Below are 24,491 nucleotides of genomic sequence, written 5' to 3'. Positions count from 1 at the left end.
AATAGATAGGGTTTTGCAAGGATCAGACCAATCCGACAATATGGTGAAACGCAAATTTTTACTTCGCTGCTTGCTTCATTTCACTATGTTCTACTTGCAAGGCGAGGAGCTGCTTTTTTGCAGATGCAGCGTCGGTCATGTCATAAATCATCATGCAGACATGGTCAACTTGCCCGGTTGCTGATACTAACGCAGATATTGAAATGTTCTGATACATGAAAGGTTCAGTGCCCGTAATTGGACGAAAATTTCTAAACTTGAATAAATAAGGACGTTGTTCCCACGTCATAAACGCGCGAGTACGAAGTTCAAACACGGCTTTCGCTTTGCGTCTGAACCAAGTTTCTGAAATATCTGGAAACAGCGAAAATAAGGTTTTGTCCCTTACGTCGCTTGGCAACTTTCCACTGTGCGCTTCCATGAAACCATTCCACACTTTAATTTCAAAATCACTATTAAGAACAACAATGCCCACATCAACTGTTTGCAACATGTCCATCATCCAATGAAATTCTAGTATTTCGTCAAGTGCGCTAGTGGTACTCATTGTTTAATCCTCGAGCAAATGGGCCAATTTCGAATTTAAGGTTTCTAGTGAGTCTTCGGTGAACAACAAGACTAAGTCACACTGCACATTGTAGCCTTCTAAGCCATAGCTCAATTCAATCGCGAGGGTTTTTCGCCAATTGTTTTTATTCATTTTAATTAGGTCTTCGACGCTTTGATGTTGACCCAAAACAACAGGTTGGCCTTGTCTAAACTGCATATCCAGCTGTTTTGCAAAACCAGACAAGCACGAGCCGATAAGAATACTGGCAACATCCATCAACATTTCGAGCTGTAATTCGTCGTCAACAGCTTCCTTAATGTCCAGAATTTTTGCAACATCACCGAAACTAGAGTCACTTAATATGCAAAGCGCTTCCCCACTGATGCCATCGCCAAGAAACCCTTGGCAAACACCAGATGTTTGCTCATGCATTTCGATATCAGAAAGCATCATATGCAATTCCGACACTTCAATTAAGTTAACGTTAGGAATGGGCAGCTTAACGAAAACGTTCATTATTCTCGCAAGGTGGTCACCAGCCTGACCCATCGCCACATTAGTGACCTCTTGGTAACAATCGCGTAAGGCATCATCCAAACCTTCAGATGGTGCCTCTTCAGCCAAAGCCAATATGTTATGTTTGCGCAGCACAGCGGCAAGATCGCTTGAGCTGACAGGTTTTTGAATGAAATCGATAGCGCCTAAGGCCATTACTCTTTCTTTCGCTTCTGGCTGAATGTCTCCGGATACCACAATTGTTTTGGTTAAAAGCTGCTGATCTTTAATCCCTTTTAAGGTTTGATAACCGTCCATAACCGGCATGTTTAGGTCAAGCAATAAAACTTGTCCCTTCCCTTCAGCTAAAGCAACAAGCGCCTCTTCGCCATGTTTGGCAAAGTGCACAGCAACATCCCAGTCCTGAGGTAAACACTTAGCAACCTGCTTTCGCGCTACAAGAGAGTCGTCACATATTAGGACTGAAATCATGTATTAACCTAACAAAGATGAAAGTTAAAAGACGTATACCGTTAAGTGGCTTTTGCATACCACCATGTATTAGTAACGGCGCAATGACAAAATTCTTTAGAGTTTCGTTCACTATGACTAACAACTGCAGGAGGAGCTAATTAGCACTCAAGCAAACAATATAGGCAACAACACGGCAGTGAATATTCCATTTAAACACAATCCTAAGGTGGCAAAAGCGCCACACGTTTCACTGATGCTCAACGCCTTCGATGTGCCAACAACATGAGCAACCGAACCTAGTGCAAGACCTTGGGCATATTCTGAATCTGTCTTTGTGAGCATAATTAGCCATGGTCCAAAGGTTGCACCAACTATACCGGTAAGTATTACAATAACCGCAGCCAGTTCAGGAGTTCCTCCAATAAGATCCGCAGTTCCCATTGCTAGTGGCGTGGTAATTGATTTGACTAGCATTGTCATTTGTAGTTGCAGAGGCGTATCTAAAAAATAAACCGACAGCCACGCAAGCGAGGGCGCAATGCTTCCGCCAATGATAATAGGCGCCAACACTTTTAAGCCCAGTTGTCTGAGAACAGGTAACTGATTATATAGCGGGACAGCTAACGCAACAGTTGCCGGCCCCAATAATAATTCAAACAGCGTTATACCGTGTTTGAACTCAACTACATCAATTTGCGTGGAATATAAACCAAGTCCAATAATCAAGGTGCTGACGGTTAAAGGATGCAGTAATGGCGTTTGATTCAACCAAAAATGTATTTTTCGACTGAATAAATAAATGCCCAAAGTGACAAATATACACGCAAACATAAAAACAAAATCTTGCGTCCATAGAGGCGAAAACTGAGCAGCAATCCTCTGCAACGCAAATATAATAGGGTCAGTGTTAATTATCATTTTCTTGGTCTTCACTTGCCATCGGCGTCTTCACCGCCACAGACTTACTTACGCCGGATAGTATGCGCTGACTCAACCACAAAGTAATACCAAGGCTGAGCAGTGTGCTCAGTAAAATAGCAACAATGAGCGCAGCGTAGTATTTTGCAAACAAGTCGCCGTATAACAATACTGAAATAAGAGCTGGCAGCAAAAACAAGCCCATGTGTGCAAGCAATGGGCGCGCAGACTGAGTGATAGCGGCAGGCACTCTGCCCAGCATTAACAGCGAAATCAAAAGGATGAAGATGCCGATAAGTGCTGGGGGTAATGGAATGGTAAAATAGTGAAAAGAAAACAAAGAGACTAAGTAGATACAAAAAATCACGGCGAATCCAAATATTCCGCGCACTGAGTTTTTCATCATATTGGCGTATCTACTTAATGCTAAAAGGTACTGTCTTGGTGGATTGTAATAAAGTAATCCGTACCCGCTTTACTATAGTCGATTTTGTATTCTTTGTTATTCAAGGTTTGAATAAATAACATTGGGCGATAATCACTAAAATTATCAGAAGAAGAAATATCAACCCTCACCATGTCCATACGTTTAGCTTCCAGCTTATTTTCAGGAATTTTCCCTTCATAAACTTCTATGTCGTTATACATAACAAGTAGCACAGGATCGCGTCTGCCATTAATGACAAGCAAATCCTGCTTTCTTAATTTATGTATGATCGTGTTTCGACCACTAATTAAATAGGGTTTTTCTGCCATTTACAGCTCCTAGCAAATTTAAATAGGCATTTCTCGTGGAAATATAACAAAACAAGTCCGTTTATGCACGCGCAGATGTTGAAGATAGTACATATAACAGTCATTTATGATATATATCGGCTTTTTTTAAAAAACTTTTACCTGTTTGATGACAACACCATAAAAAGAATTTATACTTCACGCCGCTTTTCGGATGGAGCTCGGGACTCTTAGTTCCAAGCAGTCAACTTATGCAACGCCTCATATTGTTTTATAGGTTTTCGTTATAAGAAACACACAACCGTTCGTAAGCTTCCAAAGTGTGGCCCAATAGCTCAGTTGGTTAGAGCATCCGACTCATAATCGGCAGGTCCCCTGTTCAAGTCAGGGTTGGGCCACCATTTCTAAAAGCTTACCAAGCTAGCGGTTACTTACAAAAAACAAAAATCATAAATTTTATAGCGTATTTGTAGCACGGCGATGCGGCATCCTATGTCTCTACCAACACCTAGTCAGACGATGATAAATTAAGAGTTAGACCGAAACTGATACCCGCCTACACGACAATAACCCACACACGCCATTAAAAATTTTGTGAATATACCCTACTTCCAGATGAGTCATTTCTAGGACATATTTCCAAGTAAACTAATGGCGATTCAATATGGTTATATATTTAATTAACACAATGATTTACTTCCCTCGCTGTATTGCATATCATTCATTTATAAAAATATTGTATTAAATTAATCGAGTATTTATGAAATTAGCGAAGCACCTTGTAGTTATTTTTACAGTATGTTTATTAGCCTCTTGCACATCTGTCAAATTCAATGATAGCTACGCAAAACGGATGTGGTCAGTCGTTGTTATTGCGCCACTTGTCGACGAGAACAATACCTATGTAACAGATCAATATGTTCATGAATTAGCTACACAAAGCGCTATTCGTTTTATTACCCCTGAAAGAGCTATCGCTAAACTTATTGAATTAGATCTATTAGATGCTTATAAAACTGACACCGTTAACACGCTAAACCGCATATCATCTGAGTTTGGGGCTGATGGTTTTTTACTAATCGACGTAAAGGCGAACGGTTCCGGTATAAACCGAGCTACTTTGTCCGAGGCAGTCATAAGGACGACCCTATATGAGACCAATTCGTTGGCCGTTGTAGCTTCTACATTCAGCGAATCTAGCAGTGTCTTCTTTGGTGGTCGTCATTCCTTAAATGCTGCAACTAATGATTCACTCGAAGAACTACGGGTTATATTTTCACGCCTCAACGGTAATTTCAAAGAAGGCTAAAAACAGACTAGTGATGTTAACGCTTTTATCGAAATCAACTCACCCTACTGCTACCAAACTAGAATTCAGTACTAACGATAATAATTGGTGATTAACTCATTTAGCAGGTTGAGTATACCCTACGACAGGGTTTAGTTGTCATATGCTGAGTTTTTACACAGTCCGTGCCCGTTTCTGACTTAATAACTCGGTTTTCAATATGGCAAAAAGGGACGTACGCCACTCAAATTCGTATGCGAGCTTTGTGCAAAAAGCGGACCTTCGCCAACATTCATCTGAATTGGCGCTTTGGGCAGTTTCCTGCCGTTGCGGTTTTCTTGTATTTGGTATTGTTAGAATGAAAAGATGGTGTTAGTTTTAAAAATATATTGAGTTAATTCAAGGTTATTTTAAATTGATAATAAAACTACTTTTCTCGATAGCTGACGTTCACTAATGCCCTGTTAAGGGGAAAATTGTAGTCGCCTAAAATGTGAAGCGAATCCAGCCGACTACAATTTGTCCCGCCTGAACAGCTTGTTATGCAATGTAGCTAACAATTGAACCATAAATCAATAAACTAACACCAAACACCTGAAATTTTATACCACCGACGGAGACTTTTTCTAATTTGGTACTTATGTCAAAAGTTTTGTTAGATAAGGCACCGTACTTTTTACTACTTTCCTCATACATATTTTGTATTTGCTTTTTTAAGTGTTTAATATCATCTTGAAAATCTTCCTTGAGCCAATTGAGTTTCTCTTCAAGTGCCTCTATTTTTTCTTCTAGTGTATCGGCTTTTCTCCCCAACTTGATTTTTATTGGGTGAACTTCTGATCTGCACTCTGCTGTTATTGGCCTAATTACTAATGGTTTTCTTTTAATAAATGGAAATGATTTAAACCAAGCTAGAGTTAAACTTTTTAGATTCTTATTTCTAAATAATCCAATGTTAGAGTCAATTGAGTGAAGGACAAGAAAGCCACCCAATACTTGTAGAATAAGTGCAAACACTTTGTTGATTTCATTATTTGCTATGCAAATAATGTTTACCCCAAAGATAGAATCAATACATGGTAAAACCAAAAATAAATAATGCACCAGAAATAAGGGTAGGATACCGAGAACAGGCCATGCCCTTGAAATCCATTTTAGCAGACGAATCATGAGTTCACTCTCGTTGTATAACACCCCGCATAGAGGGCAAGTTTGCGGGTGCAGCTTTTGAACGAAGTGAAATCCGCACGTAAAATTGTCACAGCGACCGAAGGGAGTGAACTGATGCGTTTGTTAGATTTGAATGATTTAACTCGGTTTTGACTAAACAATCCATGTCTCCTTACGTTATCCATTTTAGTAAAAATATACTCGTTTAACGTTGATACAGCAAACGATGTTGACCAGCGAAGACCAAACAGCAAATGCTCGCGAACCCGAAAAGAGCTCATTAAAAACAGATGAAAGTCACTCTTGAAAGAGTGAGCTAGCACTTAAAGCGGATATCACAGCGTTTTTTGCGAAACCTCAAAAAAAGTACATAGATACTAATAACCGAATTTATAATCGAAGTTTGTAACAATATGAACCCAAAAACCTTTAGCGTTATTTTGTACTACCTTGCATCAAATTTGTATTTAATTGAAGCGGTTGAACACAATATAATCGGGATAACATAAATAAGAACAGAAGCCATTTGAGACACGATAGAAGTACTTATTGTCCAAGCGATTACTCTTGGGTCGGCAGGCTCACTAAACACTAAGGTTTGCTGCAAAAGAGAAAGCAAAGGTGCGTACAAGCAAAGAAATCAACAATAGAAATAGTTAAAAAACAAACAACCTCCAACTGCAATCCATTTACTCAACTTTAATATTCCAGCTTAAACGACAAAACCTAATATCTTATTATGGAGAATCCATAGTAACAGCGGGCAGCAGTAATTTCGAGAATTCTATATACATGAATATTATCAGAAGCTTACTGTCTATTGGGTGATAATTTCTACAACTTTTTTATTCAATATTGCACTTTACTGGTACAGTTATTTACAGAACTCCAAGTGAAGAGCTAAAAGGCGCAGCAATTTTCTCAATACGCCATTGATGAACGCGAGTGATGATTTCTTTTCCTTTGTAAAAAATTCCTTTTAGTTTAAATATAGGAATACCATCAAACAAGTTTGCTTTAATGGCACCTGTATCTTTGTTTACTTCAAAGTCGTAATAAGGTCTTACTAATTGGTCTTTGCGTTTTGAAAATACTCCTCCCATCAAAGTAACAAAGATCCCCCACTTGCCCTGATCTGCTGATTGATGGATTTGTTGCAGTTTTTCGTCTTTATCGAAAAGCTTTTTAAGCCTCCGCATTTCTCGCCAAACAGTCACAGAAACCCCACCTAGTTGTTGAAACTGACGAATACCCCAACAACTAGCCCAAGCTTCGACACGCTCAGCACCTTCTATAGGATTCTCGCCATAGATACCTTCGTCTAAATTCGCTCCATCTATATTTTTACTAACGTATTTAGCGACGTAACCAGTAGCAGAGCCCTTTTTTGGGTCAATATCAACGAACTTAACACGATTTTCTTTTGCTCCTGGTTCATCGCCATCTTCCTCTAATGAATATTGCTCAATTATTACTTTGCAACTTTCCAACTGATGGGCTTCAACAAATATCATTAAATGCCAATGCGGTGTGCCGTCATGTTGAGGTTCAGATACTCGTAAGCCATACAATCTAATATTCTTTCGATTAAACTCAGCCCTTATGCGTGCCCATGTTGTGCATAGGTACTGTTGACTATCATGAGGTGTGGCCCCATTCCATTTCGGGTTTTCACCGCCAGAACGTGAGTAGGCGCGATGGTATTTAGAAGGGCAAGTCAGCGTAACAAAGATTCCTAAATGACCGTGCTCTTTAGAAAGTTCTTCGAACCCATGCATTCTTGTCATCAATTCGTTTCTTCTATTAATTGGGTTCGACACACCTTTTTCATAGATATCATAGAGTGTAAACTGCTCACCTAACTCGTTTGTCATTAGTATCTTTTTGAGCGACTCTAGTTGATGTGACTTTTGAAACCTTCTGTTTTTTGCAGTCCAATCACTGCAGTAAATACCTTTGACACGATTAACTTTATTAAGGTAGATCATTACTTGTTCAGTGGAGCGTCTTAATACGCATCTCAATTTACGTAACCACCAAACTTCATCCAACATTCTTTTTAGACACCCATCGAAAGTAAGCTTCTTCGATGGTTTAGGGGGCGTAATACCGTTTCCCCTGACAAAGTTTGCGCACTTTTCATAACTTAATACAATCGTGTCACTGCGCGTGCTAGCGTTAACGGATGAATCCGAAAAAAGAAACTCGCTTTCACAAGAATCAATGCGCAATGCTGCGCTTACATCCGTTTCTTTTTTCGTAACGAATGTAAACGCTTTATAGTGAATTGTTTGCCTAAGCAAATAGTGACAGGATTCCGCGCAGTCTTTCGCAAGAAGGCGCAAATCTTCTTCGCCTGCGTCAAAGTGTTTTAACAATACTTTTGGAATAATTTTGTTAATTTCTTCAGTCGTGGTTCTTATGCAAGTATTCGCCTCAAAGCGTGTATTTTTCGCATTGTAGTCGCTAATAAGGTATGACTGTATTGCTCTAGGTAAATGCGAGATAAGTTCTCGCACATAAAGCCGATCATCCTTATCTAATTCTAAATAGAAGGAACCAAATTGTTCATCTTGAAGATTAAGAGCCCTATGTATGGGGTTTTCAACGAATCTTCGCATTGCAAACCTCCCCGCAGTTGTAAGAACTTAGACCTTTTGCATTTAGTCGGAAAATTGACCAACGCATACCAAAACAAAAATATTCTCTCTCATCTACTAAACCATATTGGATAAGGTTATTTAAAGTAGCGTTAATTTTGGCTGGTACTGTCTCACCAATAGCTCTTATATTTCCGCAGCTACGACCAGCATGAGTGCACTGTTCTATTCGATTTCCTAACGATAGCCATTCGAGCGTATCTAAAGTAACTTTATTTAATTTAATCAAAATGGCCCCCTTGGATTTGTCCCAAATGCTGAAGGCGTTGAAAACTATCTAACCAGCTATCAAGGTCGTCTTTCATATATCGAATTGAACGACCGATTTTGATGAATGGTGGAGCTGAGGTTCTGTTGGTTCTTTGCCCATCCATGCGGGACTGACGCAAAAAAGAACGACTCATAGAAATATATTCGGACGCTTCCTGTTCTGAAAAAGCGCGTTTGACTGAAATAGAATGCATATAAATCTCCAAATGCAAAATGAAATACAATGAAGAACATGCTAAGTGTCCCAATATTTTTGGGACACTTTTTGGGACACTAAGAGCTAATTAATTTTTTTAAATTCTATAACTCTATTTTTAAAGCTCTTATAGGAAAGTTTTTTCTCAAGGTCATTCTTGCCCATCCAACGAATATAGTCATTAGTAACTTCGCACAGAATGGAGTTAGGATCGAGATCGTCACGTGATTCCCAGTTATTTTGCAAAAACTTCCATAATTCTGATGGGATCATTAACGGTTGTAGCTGAATGAGGTTTTTAATAAGGATATGAGGTGGATGATTTATAGAAACTAATTCCGACGGTGACTTTTTATTTTTAAAAACTCTCGAACTAATGTGTGTATGACCAAGTTTAACGAGATCTTGGTGAGCCACTCGTGAATGATGTAACTCAAACTTTTCGGTTTTAGAGAATACATCTTTAGATTTTTCCATAATACTTAACAGTACATTTCCCTCTTCTGTTATTAACGGCTGCTTGCTTGTAAAACTCTCAACACTTGCTGCAATAACGTCGATAACCCCTTGCTTAGTATCTTGCAGAGACGGTTCAAAGACAAATCCATAAGTTATAGTGTCGTTAAGTGACTGCGACGGATTCCATTCGGCAAATATTCGATTCGGCATTTTACTACCCAATTGATACTCAGAAGAATAAATATTTAGTTTTGACGTTTCTAGAATTGCTCCAATCGAAAATTCCACCTTGCCTTCAATCGAGAGAGTTCGTGTATTTTCAGCTCCTATTGCTAAACATCCATTGTATGTTGCATGACAAAGTCCAATACGCCTTTTGTCCTTAATAGAAAAAACTATGCCTTTCTTATCGACACAACGAACCGAGAATTGAAGCTTCCTATTCTCTGCCAAGTCAAGGATTTCAGATTTTGTTAAACTAAAATGCTCCTCAACTTCATCCAATCTATAAAAATCTTTAGGTTTTAGCATACTAAACTCAATAAATACTGTGGTGTTCGCGTGATTCTGCCGAAAAAATCAAGCCGTCATAAGTAGAAGATTCCAGTGAAATAAAAAGACAGAAACTTTAAATAGCTTACATTAGGGTTCTAGCAGCGGCTCTAAATTTTTAGTATCGTCGTCCCACCTTAAATTGAATGCTGCCAGATGTCTTTTTCTCTCTTCCGCACATTTAACAAACAGCGACATATCACCCCTATTTGTTCGACAAGTCTCTGATTCAGTAAAAAACTCTCGCCAACTCTTCAACTTTGCACCTTTGAACGCAGCGAATTCTTGTACGCGTATATTTTTAGTTGGAACGACTCTGCGGGGATAGGTAGACGATTTGTTTCTATTTCGACTTTTTGAGTTAACTGAATTGTTACTGCGAATCAGGCTGTTTTGAGTTGAGTAGACATTCTGAGCTTCAATATTGTTCTTTTTGTTGTTTTCTTTTTCTTCACGTAAACATTCCAAAAACTCCATTTTGGCCTCTCTGTGTCTATCTCTAGCTCGTTCGGTAGACCTATTTTTTAAAAGATCATTCCAATAATCAACACTATCTTTTTCTTTCTGACATGACTCTTCAGCGTATGAGGCTTGAGAGTACATTACGAAAAAAACCATGAACAAATACCTTTTCATAAATGGGCTTAATTTGACAAATTTTGTTTATACTAATCATCTATTGCTATGCGTTGGGAGTTAAAAAATTTACAGAGGTATGAAAACATGTGACTTTCCTAACCAATAAGATTCACAGCGGCTGCAGTATGCTCAGGTGCTAAATGTGCATAACGAAGCGTCATATCTAAATTATGATGGCCTAACAATTCCCTAACGGTATTCAGATCAACACCAGCCATAACAAGCTTACTTGCAAAGTGATGCCTTAAATCATGAAACCTAAATTCAGAAATTTTTGCTTCGACCAACAAATTAGTCCAAGCCTTTTTTATATCCTTTAGAGGTTTACTCGCCTCTCCTTCAAAAACAAATATGTTTGGAGCATTAAAGCGCTCCCATTTCGATAAAGCACTTTTTGCTTCAGTGTTTAAAGGAATTATTCTGGACTTGCCTGACTTCGCATTTTCGGCAGCAACCGTTAGTCTACTATTTACCAAGTCAACTGATGACCATTTCAAATTAAATATTTCACCCTTACGCATTCCAGTATTCATCGCAAGAATAACTAAAGGTTCTAAGTAGTCGATATACTCATTTCTATTATAAGTAGGTAGTAGCGGATAATCTCTATCTTCCCTGAATTTGTTGCCGCTTTGCCTTTGCTCTTTTGCTTTTTGGTCTCTCGTGCTCATAGCTAAACGAAGACTGTTCTCTTGAGCTTTAGTCAGGTAACGAACAAGGGCATTATCAACCTTCAATGATTTCACTTTGTTTAGTTCATGACTGTCAATTATCCCCCACTCTACAGCCCTGCTAAAAGCGCCTTTAAGCGAGTTTACATAACTATTGATAGTAGAAGGTTTCAAACCTATTTCACGCTTCTTAGAGCGCCACTTTTCGATAATCCAAGGATTAATACTCGAAAGCTCATGACTTAATAAATCTGGAAAGCCTGTTTTTATGGCCTTAACTGTTTTATCTGCTGTCTTTGCATTTCTAGTTTTGAGCCAAGGCAAATATTTATTGTCTAAGAACGTCTCTAATTCTGAATTCTTCTTATTCAAATAAGCTTGCTTGGCTAATTTTTTTTCAACCTGAACATCAACACCTTTTGCAACATCCCCTGCTTTTGTCTTTGCAAGATCACGAGCTTGTGTTGCTGTAATTTGACCATGAGTGCCTAACTTAATATTTGCTTGCTTACCATCAATGCGATAGTAAAAGTAATAACTGATTTTGCCCTTGGGAGAAATAAGTGCATGAAAACCTGCTATTTCAGAATCATTGAGCCGCTTATCTGAAGGTATAAGGTTTTTGATTGATGTGTTTGATATTTTTTCGCGCTTTGACATAGCCCCTACTTTTTATAGCAAATTTATAGCAAAAGTAGTATGCATTGAGAAACATGAATGAACGCTGAAGAACAAACTTTAAAATTTAACACGTTGTATTAGTTGGGATTTATTCACCATGTAACGTACATTGAAGTTCATAGTGATTCATTGAAAAACAACGATAAAAACAACTCATAATCGGCAGGTCCCCTGTTCAAGTCAGGGTTGGGCCACCATTTATTCATAAATATCATCAAGTTATCTCAACTCAGACCCGCCGATTTATGGATTTAGGTCCATTCCATTTTGTCTGAAAAAATTCTCTCCTGCTTTTTGGTGCTCAGTCACTCTCTGCGTAATCTTGATCTCTGACCATCACCGACGTAACAGTTTGGCGGAACTTTGGCGGAGGGTGCAACTGTGGAGCACTCAGGGTGGACGGGGGCGCAGTTTTGCAATTTCTTTTTTGCGAGTGACCGAGTTTGAAAATTCTGAGAAGCTGACATTCTGAAAAGCTGGAAGCTGATAAAGCTAACTTTAAGCATATGACTGCTGTGGGCAGATAACGGACGTAGCGATTTAGATTAATTTAGTCCCCTTAGAGCGAGAAGCTAAAGTTGGCTTGAGTATCATCGATCGACCGCTTTAGACAATCAGCAGACGTTCAACGCTGTGTTCAGGGGGCCACGCCCTGAGTGAGACGGAGTCGAACTGAGCAAACAACGATAACGCAAGTGTACCGCTGAAAAAAGCGAACGACCCAGTGAGTCACTTGCATTACGTTGTTGGGGGAGAGCACCACAAATTGGACTAACCCCGATTGTTCCGATTTCAACACAAGCGCATTTTATGATAGGGTGGAAACCTATAGCCTCGATTCTCGCATCTGTTAGCGGGCTTGGTGCGTAAGAAGTGTCTCAATCCAACCTATGGAGAATGCCCAATGACCGGATTTATCGCTGTGCTGCTTTACGTAGTGTGGATGCAACTGCTGATGCTGGCTTACGCGTTTCCCCGCGTGCCGATGGCGCTGCTCGGGGATCGCAACTTCGCGGACTGGGAGCGCGCTGAAGTCAACCGCGACTCACCCTTTATGGTCCGCGCCAAAGGCGCACATCTCAACTGCGTGGAAAACTTTCCGCTCTTCGCTGCCGTCGTGGTGATCGCTACGCTAATGAGTGAGAGTCCCGTTGTGGATGGCCTTGCGGCCTTTATCCTGGCCGCGCGTGTGGGGCAGAGCCTGGTGCACCTTATCAGCACCGCGCCAGCGTTTGTGCTGCTACGTGCCACGTTTTTCCTCGCTCAGGTAGGCATGATTTTCTGGGTTTGCTACCAACTCATCGTCTGACCAAGCCAACGTGCCCATGAAACCATGGGGTATCAAACGCCAGTCAGATCCACAACGCTGATGAAAGAACTCGGCGGGTAAATCGTCATGCTTATTGACAGCGGGAATCATATCAACTTCCCACTAAGGGGCGATAACACATGATCTAAAATTAGGAACGAAGTGACGCAGCCCTTGTTAGCGTCCCAGCGAGCGAAGCGAAAGCCTTGTTAACTGCTATAAACAATCTATTTACTACCATTATTGCACTCGTAATTTTCAAGAATTTTGAAAATCGCATCATAGGAAATTGGCCCCCACAAAAGAGGGATTATTGGAATGATGATGAATGGAAGATAACTTCCGGAAAAAAAGTAACTGAATACTATGGTAAAAGATAAAGCTAAACAGCCTAAAAAATACAAGTTTGAGTTTTTGAGCTGAAAATTGCCTTTAGAAGTGTCCAAGAACATAAGAGCACTAATAACAAGAATACAGAACTCTTTTCATGCCTTTCGCTCGTTAGGGAGTAAAGTGCCGCCGGTAATACGAAAATGATACTAGTCCCCCAAATTCGTCTTAAGTGAGGACTAAAATATGAATTACTCACTTTAATTCCTTGCTTTTCCCACAGGCAGCTAACATTTAAATGAAGCGGACCCTAAGAACCGCTTATTAATTTTTATCATACCGGGCCATCTCCGCTATCCTTTGCTGTGACTGAGCTGGCGTCACTTTTACTATTTTGCGAACCTATTTATATGCGAACCACAGTTCGCATATAAATAAATCACGATTGGCATAGTACAGCTTTAAGCCGCTAAGTCATACACTTAGGCATTCGCAAAACTGGTGAGTGAAAATAAAAGCGAATACACGAAATGACTGTCGGGCCGAACGGCAGCTAAACGTACACAGCGACCATACAAATTTCAAAACTTGAACGGCAGTTAATGGCACAAAGCTCGCATACGAATTTGAACGGCGAACGGCTGCTTATGCCGTGCACTTGTCCTTCACAAAATGGAGCATGGGCACATTAGATTAGATGGTCGCACTTCTGTTGAAGAGGTGCGACTTTCAAGCTTTTGTTACGAATCAATTCCCTCCGATACCTCTAATGCATCATCTACTTCTATACCTAAATATCTCACCGTACTTTCAAGTTTTGTATGACCGAGTAACAATTGGCAAGCTCGCAGATTCTTGGTCTTTTTGTAAATAAGAGAGGGCTTTGTTCGCCTCATAGTATGCGTGCCGTATTGAGTCGCATCTAAGTCTATCGATTCGACCCAATGATCAACAATCCGGCTATATTGTCGAGTTGATATATGATCAGATGCTTTCACTCTCGATTTGAACAAGTAATCACTTGACGTCAATTGGTCGTGTTGGATTAACTGTGAGATAGATTCACGCGTGTTTTTAGTAATTTCAAACTGTACCGGTTGCCCAGTCTTTTGTTGAACTACCATTGCTCTGGATTGAACACTTAATCCATGAGCAATGTCACGCAACCTTAAAGAAACTAAGTCACAACCTCTCAACTTGCTGTCAATAGCTAGGTTAAATAGTGCTAGGTCTCTAACATTACCTGATAGCTCAAGGCGAATACGAATAGCCCAGATTTGCTGAAGTTTAAGTGGGAGCTTTTGACCAACAAGCTTATTTTTATTCCAAGGTTCCTTTTTCCTATAAACTGTAATTTGATACATGGTGTCACCTCTTTAATATTTGGTTGATGTGATGAATGACCACACATACTAAAGATGAGCTACATATCATGTTAAAGACAATTTTTCGCTCTACACATGGTTCCGAAAAAATAGCCAATAAGTCCATTTACCGAAAGCCGACTGTCGCCAGAGTTTTTCATCGGTCGGCTTAGAGCGACAAGGAGACATTGCCCTTCCTAACGCTCAAGGGAAAGATTACGGCATAAGCGGTCACTCGCCGTTCAGATTTGAATGAGCATTTTTTGATTCTAAATAGATACAAATATTTTATCGTAGCTTCTCAGCGCTACCCGCATTCTTACAAAAAGGATGGAAGTCAACATGCCTTCGCAACGCGTTTCTGTCGATTTACCGCATAAACGCATACCTAACGCTATCAAATCCTGACTTTTTCATCCGTTGACCTTTACCAACAGTCAGCTCAATGACCCTGAACCCAACAAAATTATACCCTGTTGAATAGATCAGGTATGTGGTTTTTTTTCTTATACTCGCGCCTGTTGCATAGCTTATGGATGTGTTCTATTCTGCAAATACCCCATTTGATAATCGACAGTTTTTAACATGACTTTATTCCGAAAATTACCTCTATTGTTGCTCTGCGGCGCTTTGGTCGCGTGCCAACCAGCAAACAATCAATCCACCGTAGCGATAGATGAAGAAGTGGACAAAACTTCGTCAAGTTCGGCTACCATTGCCGACCGTGTGCTAACGGGCGGTACAATCATTACCGTAGATCCCGACCAACCAGAAGCTCAAGCAATTGCTTTAAAAGACGGTCGAATACTTGCCGTTGGTAATGTTGAAAATATCGCTAGTTACATTGGTGATTCTACCGAAGTCATTAATCTTGATGATCGTGTTGCGATACCCGGGTTTATTGAAGGACATGGGCATTTTCTCAGTCTTGGGCAAGCGCTAATGACGCTCGATCTTGTGCCAACGCGCAGTTTTCAAGACATTGTCGACATGGTAGCGCAGGCAGCAAAAAATGCCGAACCGGGTGAGTGGATTACAGGTCGCGGCTGGCATCAGGAGCGTTGGGGTAAGACCGATGAAATGCTTTATGATGGTATTCCTCACCACCGCAGCTTAAGCGCGGTTAGTCCGAACAATCCGGTATTTTTGATTCATGCAAGTGGACATGGTTCTTTAGTCAATGAGATGGCGCTTTCACTAGGTGGAATTGATAGCAATACTCCCGATACCGAAGGCGGCACTATCGTTCGTGATAACAATGGTGATGCTACCGGATATTTACGTCAGGCTGCCCAACGACCTATTTATGCGGTTCTAAATGATGTGCAGGCAAGCCTAAGTGAAGAAGAAAAACAAGCACAGTTCGAGCGTAAAGTGAAGCTCGCTGGTGAAGAATCGTTACGTTTTGGCGTTACCAGTTTTCATGACATGGGCTCCAATTTTGAGGAAATTCAACGATTAAAAGTAGCGGCTGACGCTGGGCAACTACCTATTCGTTTACATATGGCAGTTCGTTGGGAAACTAACGAATCTCTTCGTGCTCGCGCTGCTGATTTTCGCATGGTTGGTCACGCCAATGGCTTTTTAACGGTCCGCGCACTGAAACGCGGTATTGACGGCGCTCTTGGCACCCACGGTGCTTGGATGCTTGACCCATACAGCGACAAACCCGAAACATCAGGACTCCCACAAACGTCTATGGAAAATCTGCGTGAAACAGCCCAAATCGCTTTAGACAACGGGTTCCAGTTAAATACCCATGCAATAGGTGATCGTGGAAATCGTGAAGCAATGGATATTTATGAAGATTTGATGGGCGCCCGCTTAGATGAAGACCTTCGGTGGCGAATAGAACATGCTCAAACCCTACATCCTGACGAAGTCCCACGTTTTGCCAAGCTGGGCGTTATAGCCTCAATGCAAGGTGTACACGCGACCTCTGACGGCCCATGGGTTCCCCAACGAATAGGCGAAGAGCGCGCTCAGAACAGAGCCTACGTTTGGCGCTCGTTGCTCGACGCTGGCGCAACTATCTGCAACGGTACCGATGTGCCGGTAGAAGCAATTTCACCCATTGAGTCTTACATTGCTTCAGTGACCCGTCGCATGGAGAGTGGCGAGCAGTTTTACCCAGAGCAATCTATGAGCAGAATGGAGGCGTTATATTCATACACGATGGGTTGCGCCAAAGCGGTCTTTGACGAAGACGAACTTGGCAGCCTTACACCCGGCAAGCGTGCCGACATTGTAGTCTTGAACGGTAATCCACTAACCCTAAGCGAAGAGGAACTGTCTGGGCTTGAGGTTGAAATGACCTTGATTGAAGGCGAAGTACGCTACGCCCGCCCCAACTAGTCAAACTTTTGACCTGTATTCATGTCTATGAAAGCAGGTCAATTCAATAAAGGAATATTAGCGGCTGGCAACCAGGTATTTTGTGGACAAATGTAATTTCTGATTTATCGATTGCCTTTGCTTATTTCTCGATACCCTTTGCCATGCTGTACATCAATTGCCCTTTCATACTCTCAAGGGCAAGGTTACGGCCATAGCAGTCATAGGTTGATTTCCCGCTTAACCTTGGTTCACGCCTGAGAGAGCGGAAAAAATCGGCCCAAGGAATAAATAAGTAAACCCATCTTTCTAGCTAACCATACAGTGTTGGAGGACTCTTCTTTAGGTTAAGATAGAATCATCGTCATCAAAGGTTTACTGGATCAAAATTGTTTGGCCCAACGACGTCTAAGAGATCTTTTTCCTACCAGGTTAGCGATTTTCATAACTTCAAATTGTTGGCTAAAATTACAGAATTAGCCTTAAAAAATATCCATCCTCTTAATTATTCTGCTTCCTGTTTATACAAGGCAGGTTACAAATGTCTGTGTCCAACATTTCTACCAATTTTCTGACGACCTTCTTTAATGAATGGTTGTTAAAGTAAATCGAACGCTGGATGTCAACATTGTTGGTATGGATAACTTTTTCTCCTAAATGTGAGATATATTTTTCCAACTTTAATTCCCGGATCTGCTTCGCTAAACTTTCAACTGTTGATTCATAATGGTCCTTTAATGGCAGGACGATGTCAAAAAGTTCGTCATAGATGGAACCGTGTATGCCAAAATGGGCGGCACGGTAACGATTGTCTCGCTCGATCCACTGATGCAATGCTTGCGGCATCATGCGGTCGACTTCATCATCTTCGCTCGCGCGTAAATGGTAAATCAAGGCCTGCAGGAAGGCCGCAAGTGACATAGCGTCTGAAATGGTTGGCTGGGTATCCATGACGCGAATTTCGAGTGTGCCCAGGTGTGGTCTGGGACGGATATCCCAATGTACATCATTGATCGATTTGAATATTCCACTTCTCGTTGTAACCGCAATAAAGGTCTCAAACTCGTCCCAGGATTGAAAAGAAGGGGGGATACCATAACTGCGGCTGGCGGCCAGCACATGATGGCGAAAAGCGGCATAGTCGGTATCGTGACCATGCCAGAAGGGCGAATTTGCAGACAGCGCAATCAGCAAAGGAATAAATCGTTTGCACCCACGCATGATTCTAAGGGCTTCTTCGCCTGATTGCATGCCGACGTGAATGTGAGTGGCAAAGGTGATTTGAGTGTGACTGGTAAACCCTTCTATAGCCTCCATACGGAGATACCGCGGTAAAGGAGTCGTAGCGGCCATACCCCTACTAAAAGGATGAGTCCCTGCTCCGCAAATCGCCATTCCCAAACTGTGACATTTTTGATGAACGTCGGTAACGAGTATCCTCATTTCACGCTCTAATTCAGAGATGCTATGACAAACAGGCGAGATGACTTCTACAGTGTTTTGAATAAATTCAGGCTTAACGAATGGGTTGCTGCGATAGAACTCCATGAGCTCAAGAATTCCTTCTTTTAGTTTCAGAGTCTGTCTGTCTAACAATTGGAACTCGATCTCCATTCCTATGGAACTGATCTCTGATACCTTGAAAGGTAACTGAGTATCAGACATAGTAGTCTGCAGCCAACTTTGACAGGGTATGAAAATAGTTGGCTCCGATAGCTAGAACTTCTTCGTCGATATCGAATGAGGGGCTGTGCAGAGGGACAAACTTTTTGTCCTTGTCTCTGGCACCAAAGCGGACATAACAGCCAGGTATCTTTTCTAGATAATAGGAAAAATCTTCTGATCCCATGCTTGGATAGTCCATCATGATCACGCCGTCATCCCCTAACGTTTCTTTTACAGCGGCTAATGCCAGGTTAACTTCCTCATTAGAGTTTACAACTGGAGGATAGCCTTCGGTTATCGTTAAGCAGACTTTTGCGTTATGTAGTATTTCGAATGCATCGACCATTCGTTGAAGACCTTGCGTGATTCGTTCTCTAGATTCTGGCAAAGTGGTACGAATTGTTCCTCTTAGCATTGCTGACTCTGCGATGACATTAGCTGCACTGCCAGCTTGAATCTGTCCGATTGTTACTACTGAGGGGTGCAGTGGATCGACTTCTCGAGAAACTAGCGTCTGAATACTATTAACTAAGGAGCCGGCGATAATTACTGCATCGGTTGCCTCTTGCGGTCTTGCCCCATGGCCTCCTTTACCGGTAATATTAATTTCAAACCGGTCCGATTGCGCAGTAATAATTCCGTGCCCGATCATAATTTGGCCCACTGAGTAATAGTGAGTTACATGGCCAGCAAATATTGCTGATGTTTTTTCCAGTATTCCTGTTTTAATTATTTCTCTGGAACCTCCTCCACTTTCTTCTGCCGGTTGGAAGAACAAGAAGACATTAATCCCCACAGGTTTCTCTTTCAGTAATTTCGCGGCACCGAGAACAATTGCCATATGCGCGTCATGACCGCAGGCGTGAACATTGCCGATATTTCTGGAAGAAAAACTAAGTCCAGTAGTTTCATGGCCGGGCAGGGCATCCATTTCTGCCCTCAGTGCGATGCTGGGTCTATTCGGTCGCTTGCAAGCGATGGTGGCAATGATACCTCCGCCTACCCCCGTATAATCATAGGGAATACCGAGTTTGTTCAGCTCGCTGAGAATAAGTTCAGCCGTCTTTTCCTCATGAAAAGCCAGCTCGGGCTCCTGATGTAGAGTTCTCCTTGTATCTACCAGATATTTTTTTAGCTCACCAGAGTCATTCATGAGTTCTTTCACTTTGTAATGATGTTTTCCAAAAGAGAAAATAAAGATACAGAGAATAAGCATTGGTAGAGTTGACACACGTCAACTAGTGAAACTTGTCAGGGCTTTAAAGTCTTAGCTAAGGAGTGGACTGCCCATTCTTGTCTATGACAGCTGCACGGCAAAACCTGCCGTTCGCCGTTCAAATTCGTATGCGAGCTTTGTGCCAAAAGCGGCTGTACACGTTCTACACAATGAACGGCCCCAAAAGGCAGTAACACAAATAAAGCTACCGCCAAAAAGCCGTTGGATCCTTACCCGCCCAAATAATTTCATCGATCATAACTTCTGCGTTACGCAGTTGAGAGAAATTACTGTTTATCATGCAGGGGAGAATAGGCGCGACTATCTTGCGATACAAAAGCTCATCAAAAAGAAGAACGTTATCTGTAGGTGAGACGACATCGTCCGTTAATGAAACAAAACTATTTTCCCCGTTACCCTCTTGACGATTTTCATAATATAGCGACGAATACTTATTCTGCAGGCACCAATCTCTGAACTTTAATGTTAAGTCTATCCAAACAGCTTCTTGATATTTAGTATTGTGAAAATTCTCTCCCACATATTTAGAGCGCTGACGTCTAGCTTTGTACTCTACTGAGCCAATTGTATCTTTTTTCAAATTTAAGATTATCGACTTAATGTCTTTGCGGGAGTATTTTAAATTCAATTTATCTGGAAAAATTGGACCATCGAACGGCTTAAATATTGACCAAAGGCTTTGCAACTCATTGCCCCGTATAGTGCAGGTAAGTCGGTCAATGAGGCAAACGGAAAGCCCCTAGTAGCGGCATCAAAGTTTATGCTTTGTCCTTTAGTTAGCGCGGGTAAGTCTTGTGAAAATAACGGCTCTACATCTTGTGTGGGCCACGCACTATAAAACCTAGGTTCTTGCTCATCTGATTTAGAAAAGATTACGTGTAGTCGTCCTTCTTTTGGCTCACTTTGCGAACTGGTAATAGTCAAAGACACCTCTTTTGCAGCGACAGTATTAATCACCAACTGCGAGATTAAAAAAAATATGGATAAGCGCATCAGCTTAGAAGAGGATGTCATTGTAAAGGCCTTTCTTTATTATATTGAGCGAGCTTTAGGTTACCTGTATTCATCGCTTTTGGCATCTTTTAGATAAGGTCGAATGTCTGTAAATTGTTTATTTATCTAAACCTTAAAAGCAGATAGTAGAACTGTGGTATTTTAACGGTCGAAAATTTCAGAAGGTGTATAAATAGTGAAGTTGTGGCTTAAGGATGATTTGGACTCAAAAAAAACGCTTATTCAAAGAGCGATGCTATTTTCTGTGGTCACCTTAGTAATATTATTTTTGTTTCAACCTTTTGGCACGCACAGCGATACTATTTCCTATAAATATCTGCGTCTGTCTGGTTATGGTTTAGTGACTTTTTGTGCTTTATTGCTGGCTGGGTTCATAGAGATATTATTAAGCCGTAGACGATTAAATAGCCACATTAGAAAAGGCCTTATTGCTACTTTGTATATTGGCTTTGTAGCGGTATTTAATCACAGTTATTTTGTGGTGGCCATATTAGGTGTTTGGCATTGGCAGAATCAATTGTTGTTTGTTTTTTATATTTTAGCCATTGGTCTGTTTCCGATTATTTTTATGTTTTTAGTTAATCGACATTCAATTGCTATTACTCAGTCTCAGCCAATTGCCCTTGAGTCAAGCCAAGCGAAAAACGCTACGCTAACCTTAGAAAAACAAATAACCTTAAGAGGTGACAATAAAGATGACATTGTACAAGTCAGTTTGTCGCAGATTTTATTTATCAAATCTGCGGATAATTATTGTGAGCTTGGTATGCTCGAAGATGAAAATTGCAGTCGTAAGTTATTGCGCGGCTCGTTAACCAAACTGTTAAAACAGCTTCCAGCTGACGCTCAGGTGGTACGTTGTCATAGATCTTATGCAGTAAATCTTGGTTTAGTTAAGTTATGGCAAGGTAACGCTGGTGGTTTGCAATTGACTATGCAGGCTGGCGATTTGGTAGTGCCCGTCTCTAGAACCTATGTAGAAGCAACAAAAAAGGCCTTGTCATTCGCCCCTAAGGTTTGTTAATCACCGCAAATTTTTGTCACTAAACCCTAAATAATCAGCTTTAGCCCTAACTCATCGCCATGATGAATTGGGCTTGGCATGCTTAGCTCGAATTTTGAATTTCTTACTAAGCAGGTAACTATGAATCACACAATCAAATCACTAATATTATTAACCACCTTTATGTTCTGTCACTATTTTATGCGTGATTTTTGGGGCGAGAGTTGGAGCGAAGTATTACTTAACCTAGATCAACAAACTTATCTTTTATACACCTTGGCGAAATATCTATTTATCTACGGGCCACTTGTCTTAGTGGCGGTCTTATTATTTAAACAACACCCTTGGTATGACGTAATAGGTGTAAACGTGTCTGGCAGTCAGCACTACTTATTGGCAGCTGTAGCTTGTTGTTTGCCTATGACCTTAGGGTATGCATTCTTAAGTACCGAATTAGACCTCTCACTGCCTGGCATTATTACCGGCTCAGTATATGCTGGGTTGTTTGAAGAAATTATCTTTAGGGCAGCGTTATTTGGGGTGTTATTTCACTTTTGTCGTTGGGGATTTATTCCTGCCGCATTAATTAGCTCGGTTATTTTTGGTCTAGGGCATATTTACCAAGGGCATGATGTTATGTCTGTTGTTATGGCGCTAACCATCACAACTATCGCTGGAACATGGTTTGCGTGGTTATATTGTGAATGTGGATACCGTATTTGGTTTCCTATGTTTATGCATATTTTCATGAATGCAGCTTACGGTATATTTGGCATGTCAGGCGGCGCCGCTGGTGACCTAGAAGGCAACCTTTTCAAGGCCACTGCCATTATTCTAAGTATAATTTATGTGCATATACTGGTGCGTAAAGGGAAAACACGGGAAATAGCCTTTAAAACACTATGGCGCAACAATGGCGATGTTAATTCACAACCTCAACCTCAATCAGAACTAACCACTCAAAACAGCTACTAGGAGAACCACTATGTTTGAATTATTTTTAGTTATGCTAGCCCTTACCTCACCGATTTTAATTATCATCTTTGTGCGTAATTATTTTAATTACAAATCTGAGGTCAATCAGAAGATATTAGCGCTGCAAAAAGACACAGATACCGAAGCGGTGAATAGCATGCAGAAAAGGGTAGAGCAGCTGGCTAAAAGAGTGATAGTGCTTGAAAAAATAGTCACCGATAGCAAGTTTGAGTTGGGGCAGGAAATCAGCCAATTGTGATTGATGTAACAGACAACAATAAACGGCTCATGTTGAGCCGTTTTTTTGTTTAATAATTTAGTAACCTAGAGGAGCGCTATCTAACAAATAAACTTAGTTTCACGTTACAAAGTTTTATGGTCGGCTAATAGATAATGAGACATGCAAGATTTGCTTGCTGACAGTCGCAAAAACGGCAATAGTGGCCGTACGCTGCTCAAATTTGAATGAGTATTTTATCCAAAAATAAAAGTGTCAGAATTTTCTACACTTGTTTCGGCTTCACACCAAAGCAGACGGTCGGTGCGTTTCAGCAAATTGGCACTTTGTGCCAATAGCGGTCATTAGGGCGGCATTACAAAGCGACTCTTGATGGACAGCAATGCCACCAAAGCGGTCATAGATACTTTAAAATAAAGTACCAATAAAAACTAACACTTCACTTTATTATCCATTGCTCTAATATGTATAACCAGAATCAGAATGAAGTAAGGCCATACATTTTCTATTATTATGAAAAATCTATTATCCATTCGCTCTTATAGTACAAAACCAACTCGTCACTCACATCACTTTAATCAATTAGTTTTACCCTTACGTGGTGTTATAAATATATGTGTTGGTAATTTCAATGGTAAAGTTGCACCTAGTGAATGTGTTGTAGTTAAAGCCAACGAAGAGCACTTGTTCACTGCTGATACTGAAGCTAGATTTGTAGTCGTGGATATGGAACACCTCCCCCTAAACATTTCATCTTCACAATATATTGTTTTTGCGATTAATTCATCTCTTAGAAGTTACTTAACTTTTATCGAAAACCAACTAGAAAACAAAGTTAATGCTCAATTAGAGCAGGCAATGTTTGAAATATTTAGTTTACTGCTTGCAGAGCAACCTTTATTGCCAAAAGTAGATAATCGCATTGGTACAGCAATATCCTTCATAGAACAAAATATTGCATCGCAGCTTCAAATCAAACGCTTGGCTGAGTCTGCTTTCCTGAGTGAGACACAGTTTAAGAAACTATTTAAACAACAAACAGGTATGACTGTGATGAAGTACTTAACAAAACTTCGGATGGAAAAAGCTCAAGCTTTACTTACACATACAGATTACCCACTACCAATTATTGGTGAAAAAGTAGGTTACAAAGAACCGTCAGCTTTTAGCCGAAAGTTTTCACAATACTTTGGCCTATCACCTACTAAGTTCAAAAAGTAAACGTAGTCTGAATTGTTAACGATTGCGTCTTAATTGTTAAAAA

At 40.7% G+C, this 24,491-nt stretch carries 23 protein-coding genes and 1 tRNA gene; 8 read left to right on the top strand and 16 right to left on the bottom strand.

Features of this window, described 5'->3' with window-relative positions; genetic code table 11:
- Window positions 1-58 precede the first annotated feature (58 nt).
- The 5 genes from GNIT_RS04620 to GNIT_RS04600 all read right to left on the bottom strand — a co-directional run bounded on the left by GNIT_RS04620 (window position 59) and on the right by GNIT_RS04600 (window position 3,193).
- Entirely contained in the window at window positions 59-547 is a 489-nt protein-coding gene (locus GNIT_RS04620) for a PAS domain-containing protein (protein ID WP_014107985.1), read from the bottom strand.
- A gap of 3 nt (window positions 548-550) precedes the next feature.
- Window positions 551-1,537, bottom strand: a complete 987-nt coding sequence (locus GNIT_RS04615; RefSeq protein ID WP_014107984.1) for a response regulator — start codon at window positions 1,535-1,537, stop codon at window positions 551-553.
- Between the two features lie 147 nt (window positions 1,538-1,684).
- Entirely contained in the window at window positions 1,685-2,437 is a 753-nt protein-coding gene (locus GNIT_RS04610) for an LrgB family protein (RefSeq protein ID WP_014107983.1), read from the bottom strand.
- The gene (locus GNIT_RS04605; RefSeq protein WP_014107982.1) at window positions 2,427-2,843 is read right to left on the bottom strand and encodes a CidA/LrgA family protein; all 417 of its coding nucleotides are present in this window, start codon (window positions 2,841-2,843) and stop codon (window positions 2,427-2,429) included. The genes GNIT_RS04610 and GNIT_RS04605 overlap by 11 nt, the downstream gene beginning before the upstream one ends.
- Before the next feature lie 20 nt (window positions 2,844-2,863).
- Entirely contained in the window at window positions 2,864-3,193 is a 330-nt protein-coding gene (locus GNIT_RS04600; protein WP_014107981.1) for a hypothetical protein, read from the bottom strand.
- Window positions 3,194-3,496: 303 nt separating this feature from the next.
- Between GNIT_RS04600 and GNIT_RS04595 the strand changes: the two genes are divergently transcribed.
- Window positions 3,497-3,573: transfer RNA gene (locus tag GNIT_RS04595), tRNA-Ile, on the top strand.
- Window positions 3,574-3,932: 359 nt separating this feature from the next.
- On the top strand, window positions 3,933-4,481 hold the full coding sequence (locus GNIT_RS04590) for a hypothetical protein (protein ID WP_041246301.1): 549 nt from the start codon (window positions 3,933-3,935) through the stop codon (window positions 4,479-4,481).
- 519 nt (window positions 4,482-5,000) lie between these two features.
- On the opposite strand, the gene GNIT_RS04585 is transcribed toward GNIT_RS04590, so the two are convergent.
- The 6 genes from GNIT_RS04585 to GNIT_RS04555 form a co-directional block, all read right to left on the bottom strand.
- Window positions 5,001-5,630, bottom strand: coding sequence for a hypothetical protein (locus tag GNIT_RS04585; protein ID WP_014107979.1), 630 nt, complete (start codon window positions 5,628-5,630; stop codon window positions 5,001-5,003).
- A gap of 878 nt (window positions 5,631-6,508) precedes the next feature.
- Window positions 6,509-8,251, bottom strand: coding sequence for a replication endonuclease (locus GNIT_RS04580; protein WP_083822412.1), 1,743 nt, complete (start codon window positions 8,249-8,251; stop codon window positions 6,509-6,511).
- A 260-nt stretch (window positions 8,252-8,511) separates the two neighbouring features.
- Window positions 8,512-8,754, bottom strand: a complete 243-nt coding sequence (locus GNIT_RS04570; RefSeq protein WP_014107977.1) for a MerR family transcriptional regulator — start codon at window positions 8,752-8,754, stop codon at window positions 8,512-8,514.
- Between the two features lie 86 nt (window positions 8,755-8,840).
- A complete protein-coding gene (locus GNIT_RS04565; protein WP_014107976.1) occupies window positions 8,841-9,746 on the bottom strand; it encodes a hypothetical protein in 906 nt (301 codons plus the stop codon).
- 111 nt (window positions 9,747-9,857) lie between these two features.
- Entirely contained in the window at window positions 9,858-10,385 is a 528-nt protein-coding gene (locus GNIT_RS04560; protein ID WP_049786923.1) for a hypothetical protein, read from the bottom strand.
- Between the two features lie 116 nt (window positions 10,386-10,501).
- Window positions 10,502-11,737, bottom strand: a complete 1,236-nt coding sequence (locus tag GNIT_RS04555; protein WP_014107974.1) for a site-specific integrase — start codon at window positions 11,735-11,737, stop codon at window positions 10,502-10,504.
- A 925-nt stretch (window positions 11,738-12,662) separates the two neighbouring features.
- Here GNIT_RS04555 and GNIT_RS04550 point away from each other — a divergent pair.
- Window positions 12,663-13,067 (top strand): MAPEG family protein, encoded by a 405-nt coding sequence (locus tag GNIT_RS04550; protein WP_014107973.1) that lies wholly within the window; start codon window positions 12,663-12,665, stop codon window positions 13,065-13,067.
- A 1,070-nt stretch (window positions 13,068-14,137) separates the two neighbouring features.
- On the opposite strand, the gene GNIT_RS04545 is transcribed toward GNIT_RS04550, so the two are convergent.
- Window positions 14,138-14,761, bottom strand: coding sequence for a tyrosine-type recombinase/integrase (locus GNIT_RS04545; protein WP_014107972.1), 624 nt, complete (start codon window positions 14,759-14,761; stop codon window positions 14,138-14,140).
- A gap of 585 nt (window positions 14,762-15,346) precedes the next feature.
- On the opposite strand from GNIT_RS04545, the gene GNIT_RS04540 reads away from it, so the two are divergent.
- On the top strand, window positions 15,347-17,116 hold the full coding sequence (locus tag GNIT_RS04540) for an amidohydrolase (protein WP_014107970.1): 1,770 nt from the start codon (window positions 15,347-15,349) through the stop codon (window positions 17,114-17,116).
- A 480-nt stretch (window positions 17,117-17,596) separates the two neighbouring features.
- Here the strand turns inward: GNIT_RS04540 and GNIT_RS04535 are convergent, their stop codons facing one another.
- The 4 genes from GNIT_RS04535 to GNIT_RS04520 form a co-directional block, all read right to left on the bottom strand.
- Window positions 17,597-18,760, bottom strand: coding sequence for a carboxylate-amine ligase (locus GNIT_RS04535; protein WP_014107969.1), 1,164 nt, complete (start codon window positions 18,758-18,760; stop codon window positions 17,597-17,599).
- Complete coding sequence (locus GNIT_RS04530) at window positions 18,753-19,925, bottom strand: M20 metallopeptidase family protein (RefSeq protein ID WP_202945468.1); 1,173 nt, start codon at window positions 19,923-19,925, stop codon at window positions 18,753-18,755. The genes GNIT_RS04535 and GNIT_RS04530 overlap by 8 nt, the downstream gene beginning before the upstream one ends.
- A gap of 256 nt (window positions 19,926-20,181) precedes the next feature.
- Complete coding sequence (locus GNIT_RS04525) at window positions 20,182-20,625, bottom strand: hypothetical protein (protein WP_041246300.1); 444 nt, start codon at window positions 20,623-20,625, stop codon at window positions 20,182-20,184.
- Window positions 20,622-21,011: a hypothetical protein gene (locus GNIT_RS04520; RefSeq protein WP_041246299.1), complete on the bottom strand. Its 390-nt coding sequence runs from the start codon at window positions 21,009-21,011 to the stop codon at window positions 20,622-20,624. The genes GNIT_RS04525 and GNIT_RS04520 overlap by 4 nt, the downstream gene beginning before the upstream one ends.
- 175 nt (window positions 21,012-21,186) lie before the next feature.
- Here GNIT_RS04520 and GNIT_RS04515 point away from each other — a divergent pair, with 175 nt between their 5' ends.
- From GNIT_RS04515 to GNIT_RS04500, 4 genes are all read left to right on the top strand, one after another.
- Complete coding sequence (locus tag GNIT_RS04515; protein ID WP_014107964.1) at window positions 21,187-22,035, top strand: LytR/AlgR family response regulator transcription factor; 849 nt, start codon at window positions 21,187-21,189, stop codon at window positions 22,033-22,035.
- Between the two features lie 120 nt (window positions 22,036-22,155).
- Window positions 22,156-22,989 carry a CPBP family intramembrane glutamic endopeptidase gene (locus GNIT_RS04510; RefSeq protein WP_014107963.1) on the top strand — a complete coding sequence of 278 codons (834 nt, stop codon included), beginning with the start codon at window positions 22,156-22,158 and terminating at the stop codon, window positions 22,987-22,989.
- 10 nt (window positions 22,990-22,999) lie between these two features.
- A complete protein-coding gene (locus tag GNIT_RS04505) occupies window positions 23,000-23,248 on the top strand; it encodes a hypothetical protein (RefSeq protein WP_014107962.1) in 249 nt (82 codons plus the stop codon).
- A 492-nt stretch (window positions 23,249-23,740) separates the two neighbouring features.
- Window positions 23,741-24,448, top strand: coding sequence for an AraC family transcriptional regulator (locus tag GNIT_RS04500; RefSeq protein WP_014107961.1), 708 nt, complete (start codon window positions 23,741-23,743; stop codon window positions 24,446-24,448).
- Window positions 24,449-24,491: the final 43 nt, after the last annotated feature.

This window comes from Glaciecola nitratireducens FR1064 (assembly GCF_000226565.1).
Classification (GTDB): domain Bacteria; phylum Pseudomonadota; class Gammaproteobacteria; order Enterobacterales; family Alteromonadaceae; genus Glaciecola; species Glaciecola nitratireducens.
The sequence above is the reverse complement of the archived record's forward strand: the minus strand, read 5'-3'. Positions and strand labels throughout refer to the sequence as shown.

Coding starts and splice junctions, on each gene's coding strand:
- GNIT_RS04550 (WP_014107973.1), top strand. CDS start 12,663: ATGACCGGATTTATCGCTGTGCTGCTTTACGTAGTGTGGATGCAACTG.
- GNIT_RS04585 (WP_014107979.1), bottom strand. CDS start 5,630: ATGATTCGTCTGCTAAAATGGATTTCAAGGGCATGGCCTGTTCTCGGT.
- GNIT_RS04500 (WP_014107961.1), top strand. CDS start 23,741: ATGAAAAATCTATTATCCATTCGCTCTTATAGTACAAAACCAACTCGT.
- GNIT_RS04555 (WP_014107974.1), bottom strand. CDS start 11,737: ATGTCAAAGCGCGAAAAAATATCAAACACATCAATCAAAAACCTTATA.
- GNIT_RS04570 (WP_014107977.1), bottom strand. CDS start 8,754: ATGCATTCTATTTCAGTCAAACGCGCTTTTTCAGAACAGGAAGCGTCC.
- GNIT_RS04605 (WP_014107982.1), bottom strand. CDS start 2,843: ATGATGAAAAACTCAGTGCGCGGAATATTTGGATTCGCCGTGATTTTT.
- GNIT_RS04600 (WP_014107981.1), bottom strand. CDS start 3,193: ATGGCAGAAAAACCCTATTTAATTAGTGGTCGAAACACGATCATACAT.
- GNIT_RS04565 (WP_014107976.1), bottom strand. CDS start 9,746: ATGCTAAAACCTAAAGATTTTTATAGATTGGATGAAGTTGAGGAGCAT.
- GNIT_RS04505 (WP_014107962.1), top strand. CDS start 23,000: ATGTTTGAATTATTTTTAGTTATGCTAGCCCTTACCTCACCGATTTTA.
- GNIT_RS04560 (WP_049786923.1), bottom strand. CDS start 10,385: ATGGTTTTTTTCGTAATGTACTCTCAAGCCTCATACGCTGAAGAGTCA.
- GNIT_RS04620 (WP_014107985.1), bottom strand. CDS start 547: ATGAGTACCACTAGCGCACTTGACGAAATACTAGAATTTCATTGGATG.
- GNIT_RS04615 (WP_014107984.1), bottom strand. CDS start 1,537: ATGATTTCAGTCCTAATATGTGACGACTCTCTTGTAGCGCGAAAGCAG.
- GNIT_RS04510 (WP_014107963.1), top strand. CDS start 22,156: ATGAATCACACAATCAAATCACTAATATTATTAACCACCTTTATGTTC.
- GNIT_RS04520 (WP_041246299.1), bottom strand. CDS start 21,011: ATGACATCCTCTTCTAAGCTGATGCGCTTATCCATATTTTTTTTAATC.
- GNIT_RS04540 (WP_014107970.1), top strand. CDS start 15,347: ATGACTTTATTCCGAAAATTACCTCTATTGTTGCTCTGCGGCGCTTTG.
- GNIT_RS04590 (WP_041246301.1), top strand. CDS start 3,933: ATGAAATTAGCGAAGCACCTTGTAGTTATTTTTACAGTATGTTTATTA.
- GNIT_RS04545 (WP_014107972.1), bottom strand. CDS start 14,761: ATGTATCAAATTACAGTTTATAGGAAAAAGGAACCTTGGAATAAAAAT.
- GNIT_RS04610 (WP_014107983.1), bottom strand. CDS start 2,437: ATGATAATTAACACTGACCCTATTATATTTGCGTTGCAGAGGATTGCT.
- GNIT_RS04535 (WP_014107969.1), bottom strand. CDS start 18,760: ATGTCTGATACTCAGTTACCTTTCAAGGTATCAGAGATCAGTTCCATA.
- GNIT_RS04580 (WP_083822412.1), bottom strand. CDS start 8,251: ATGCGAAGATTCGTTGAAAACCCCATACATAGGGCTCTTAATCTTCAA.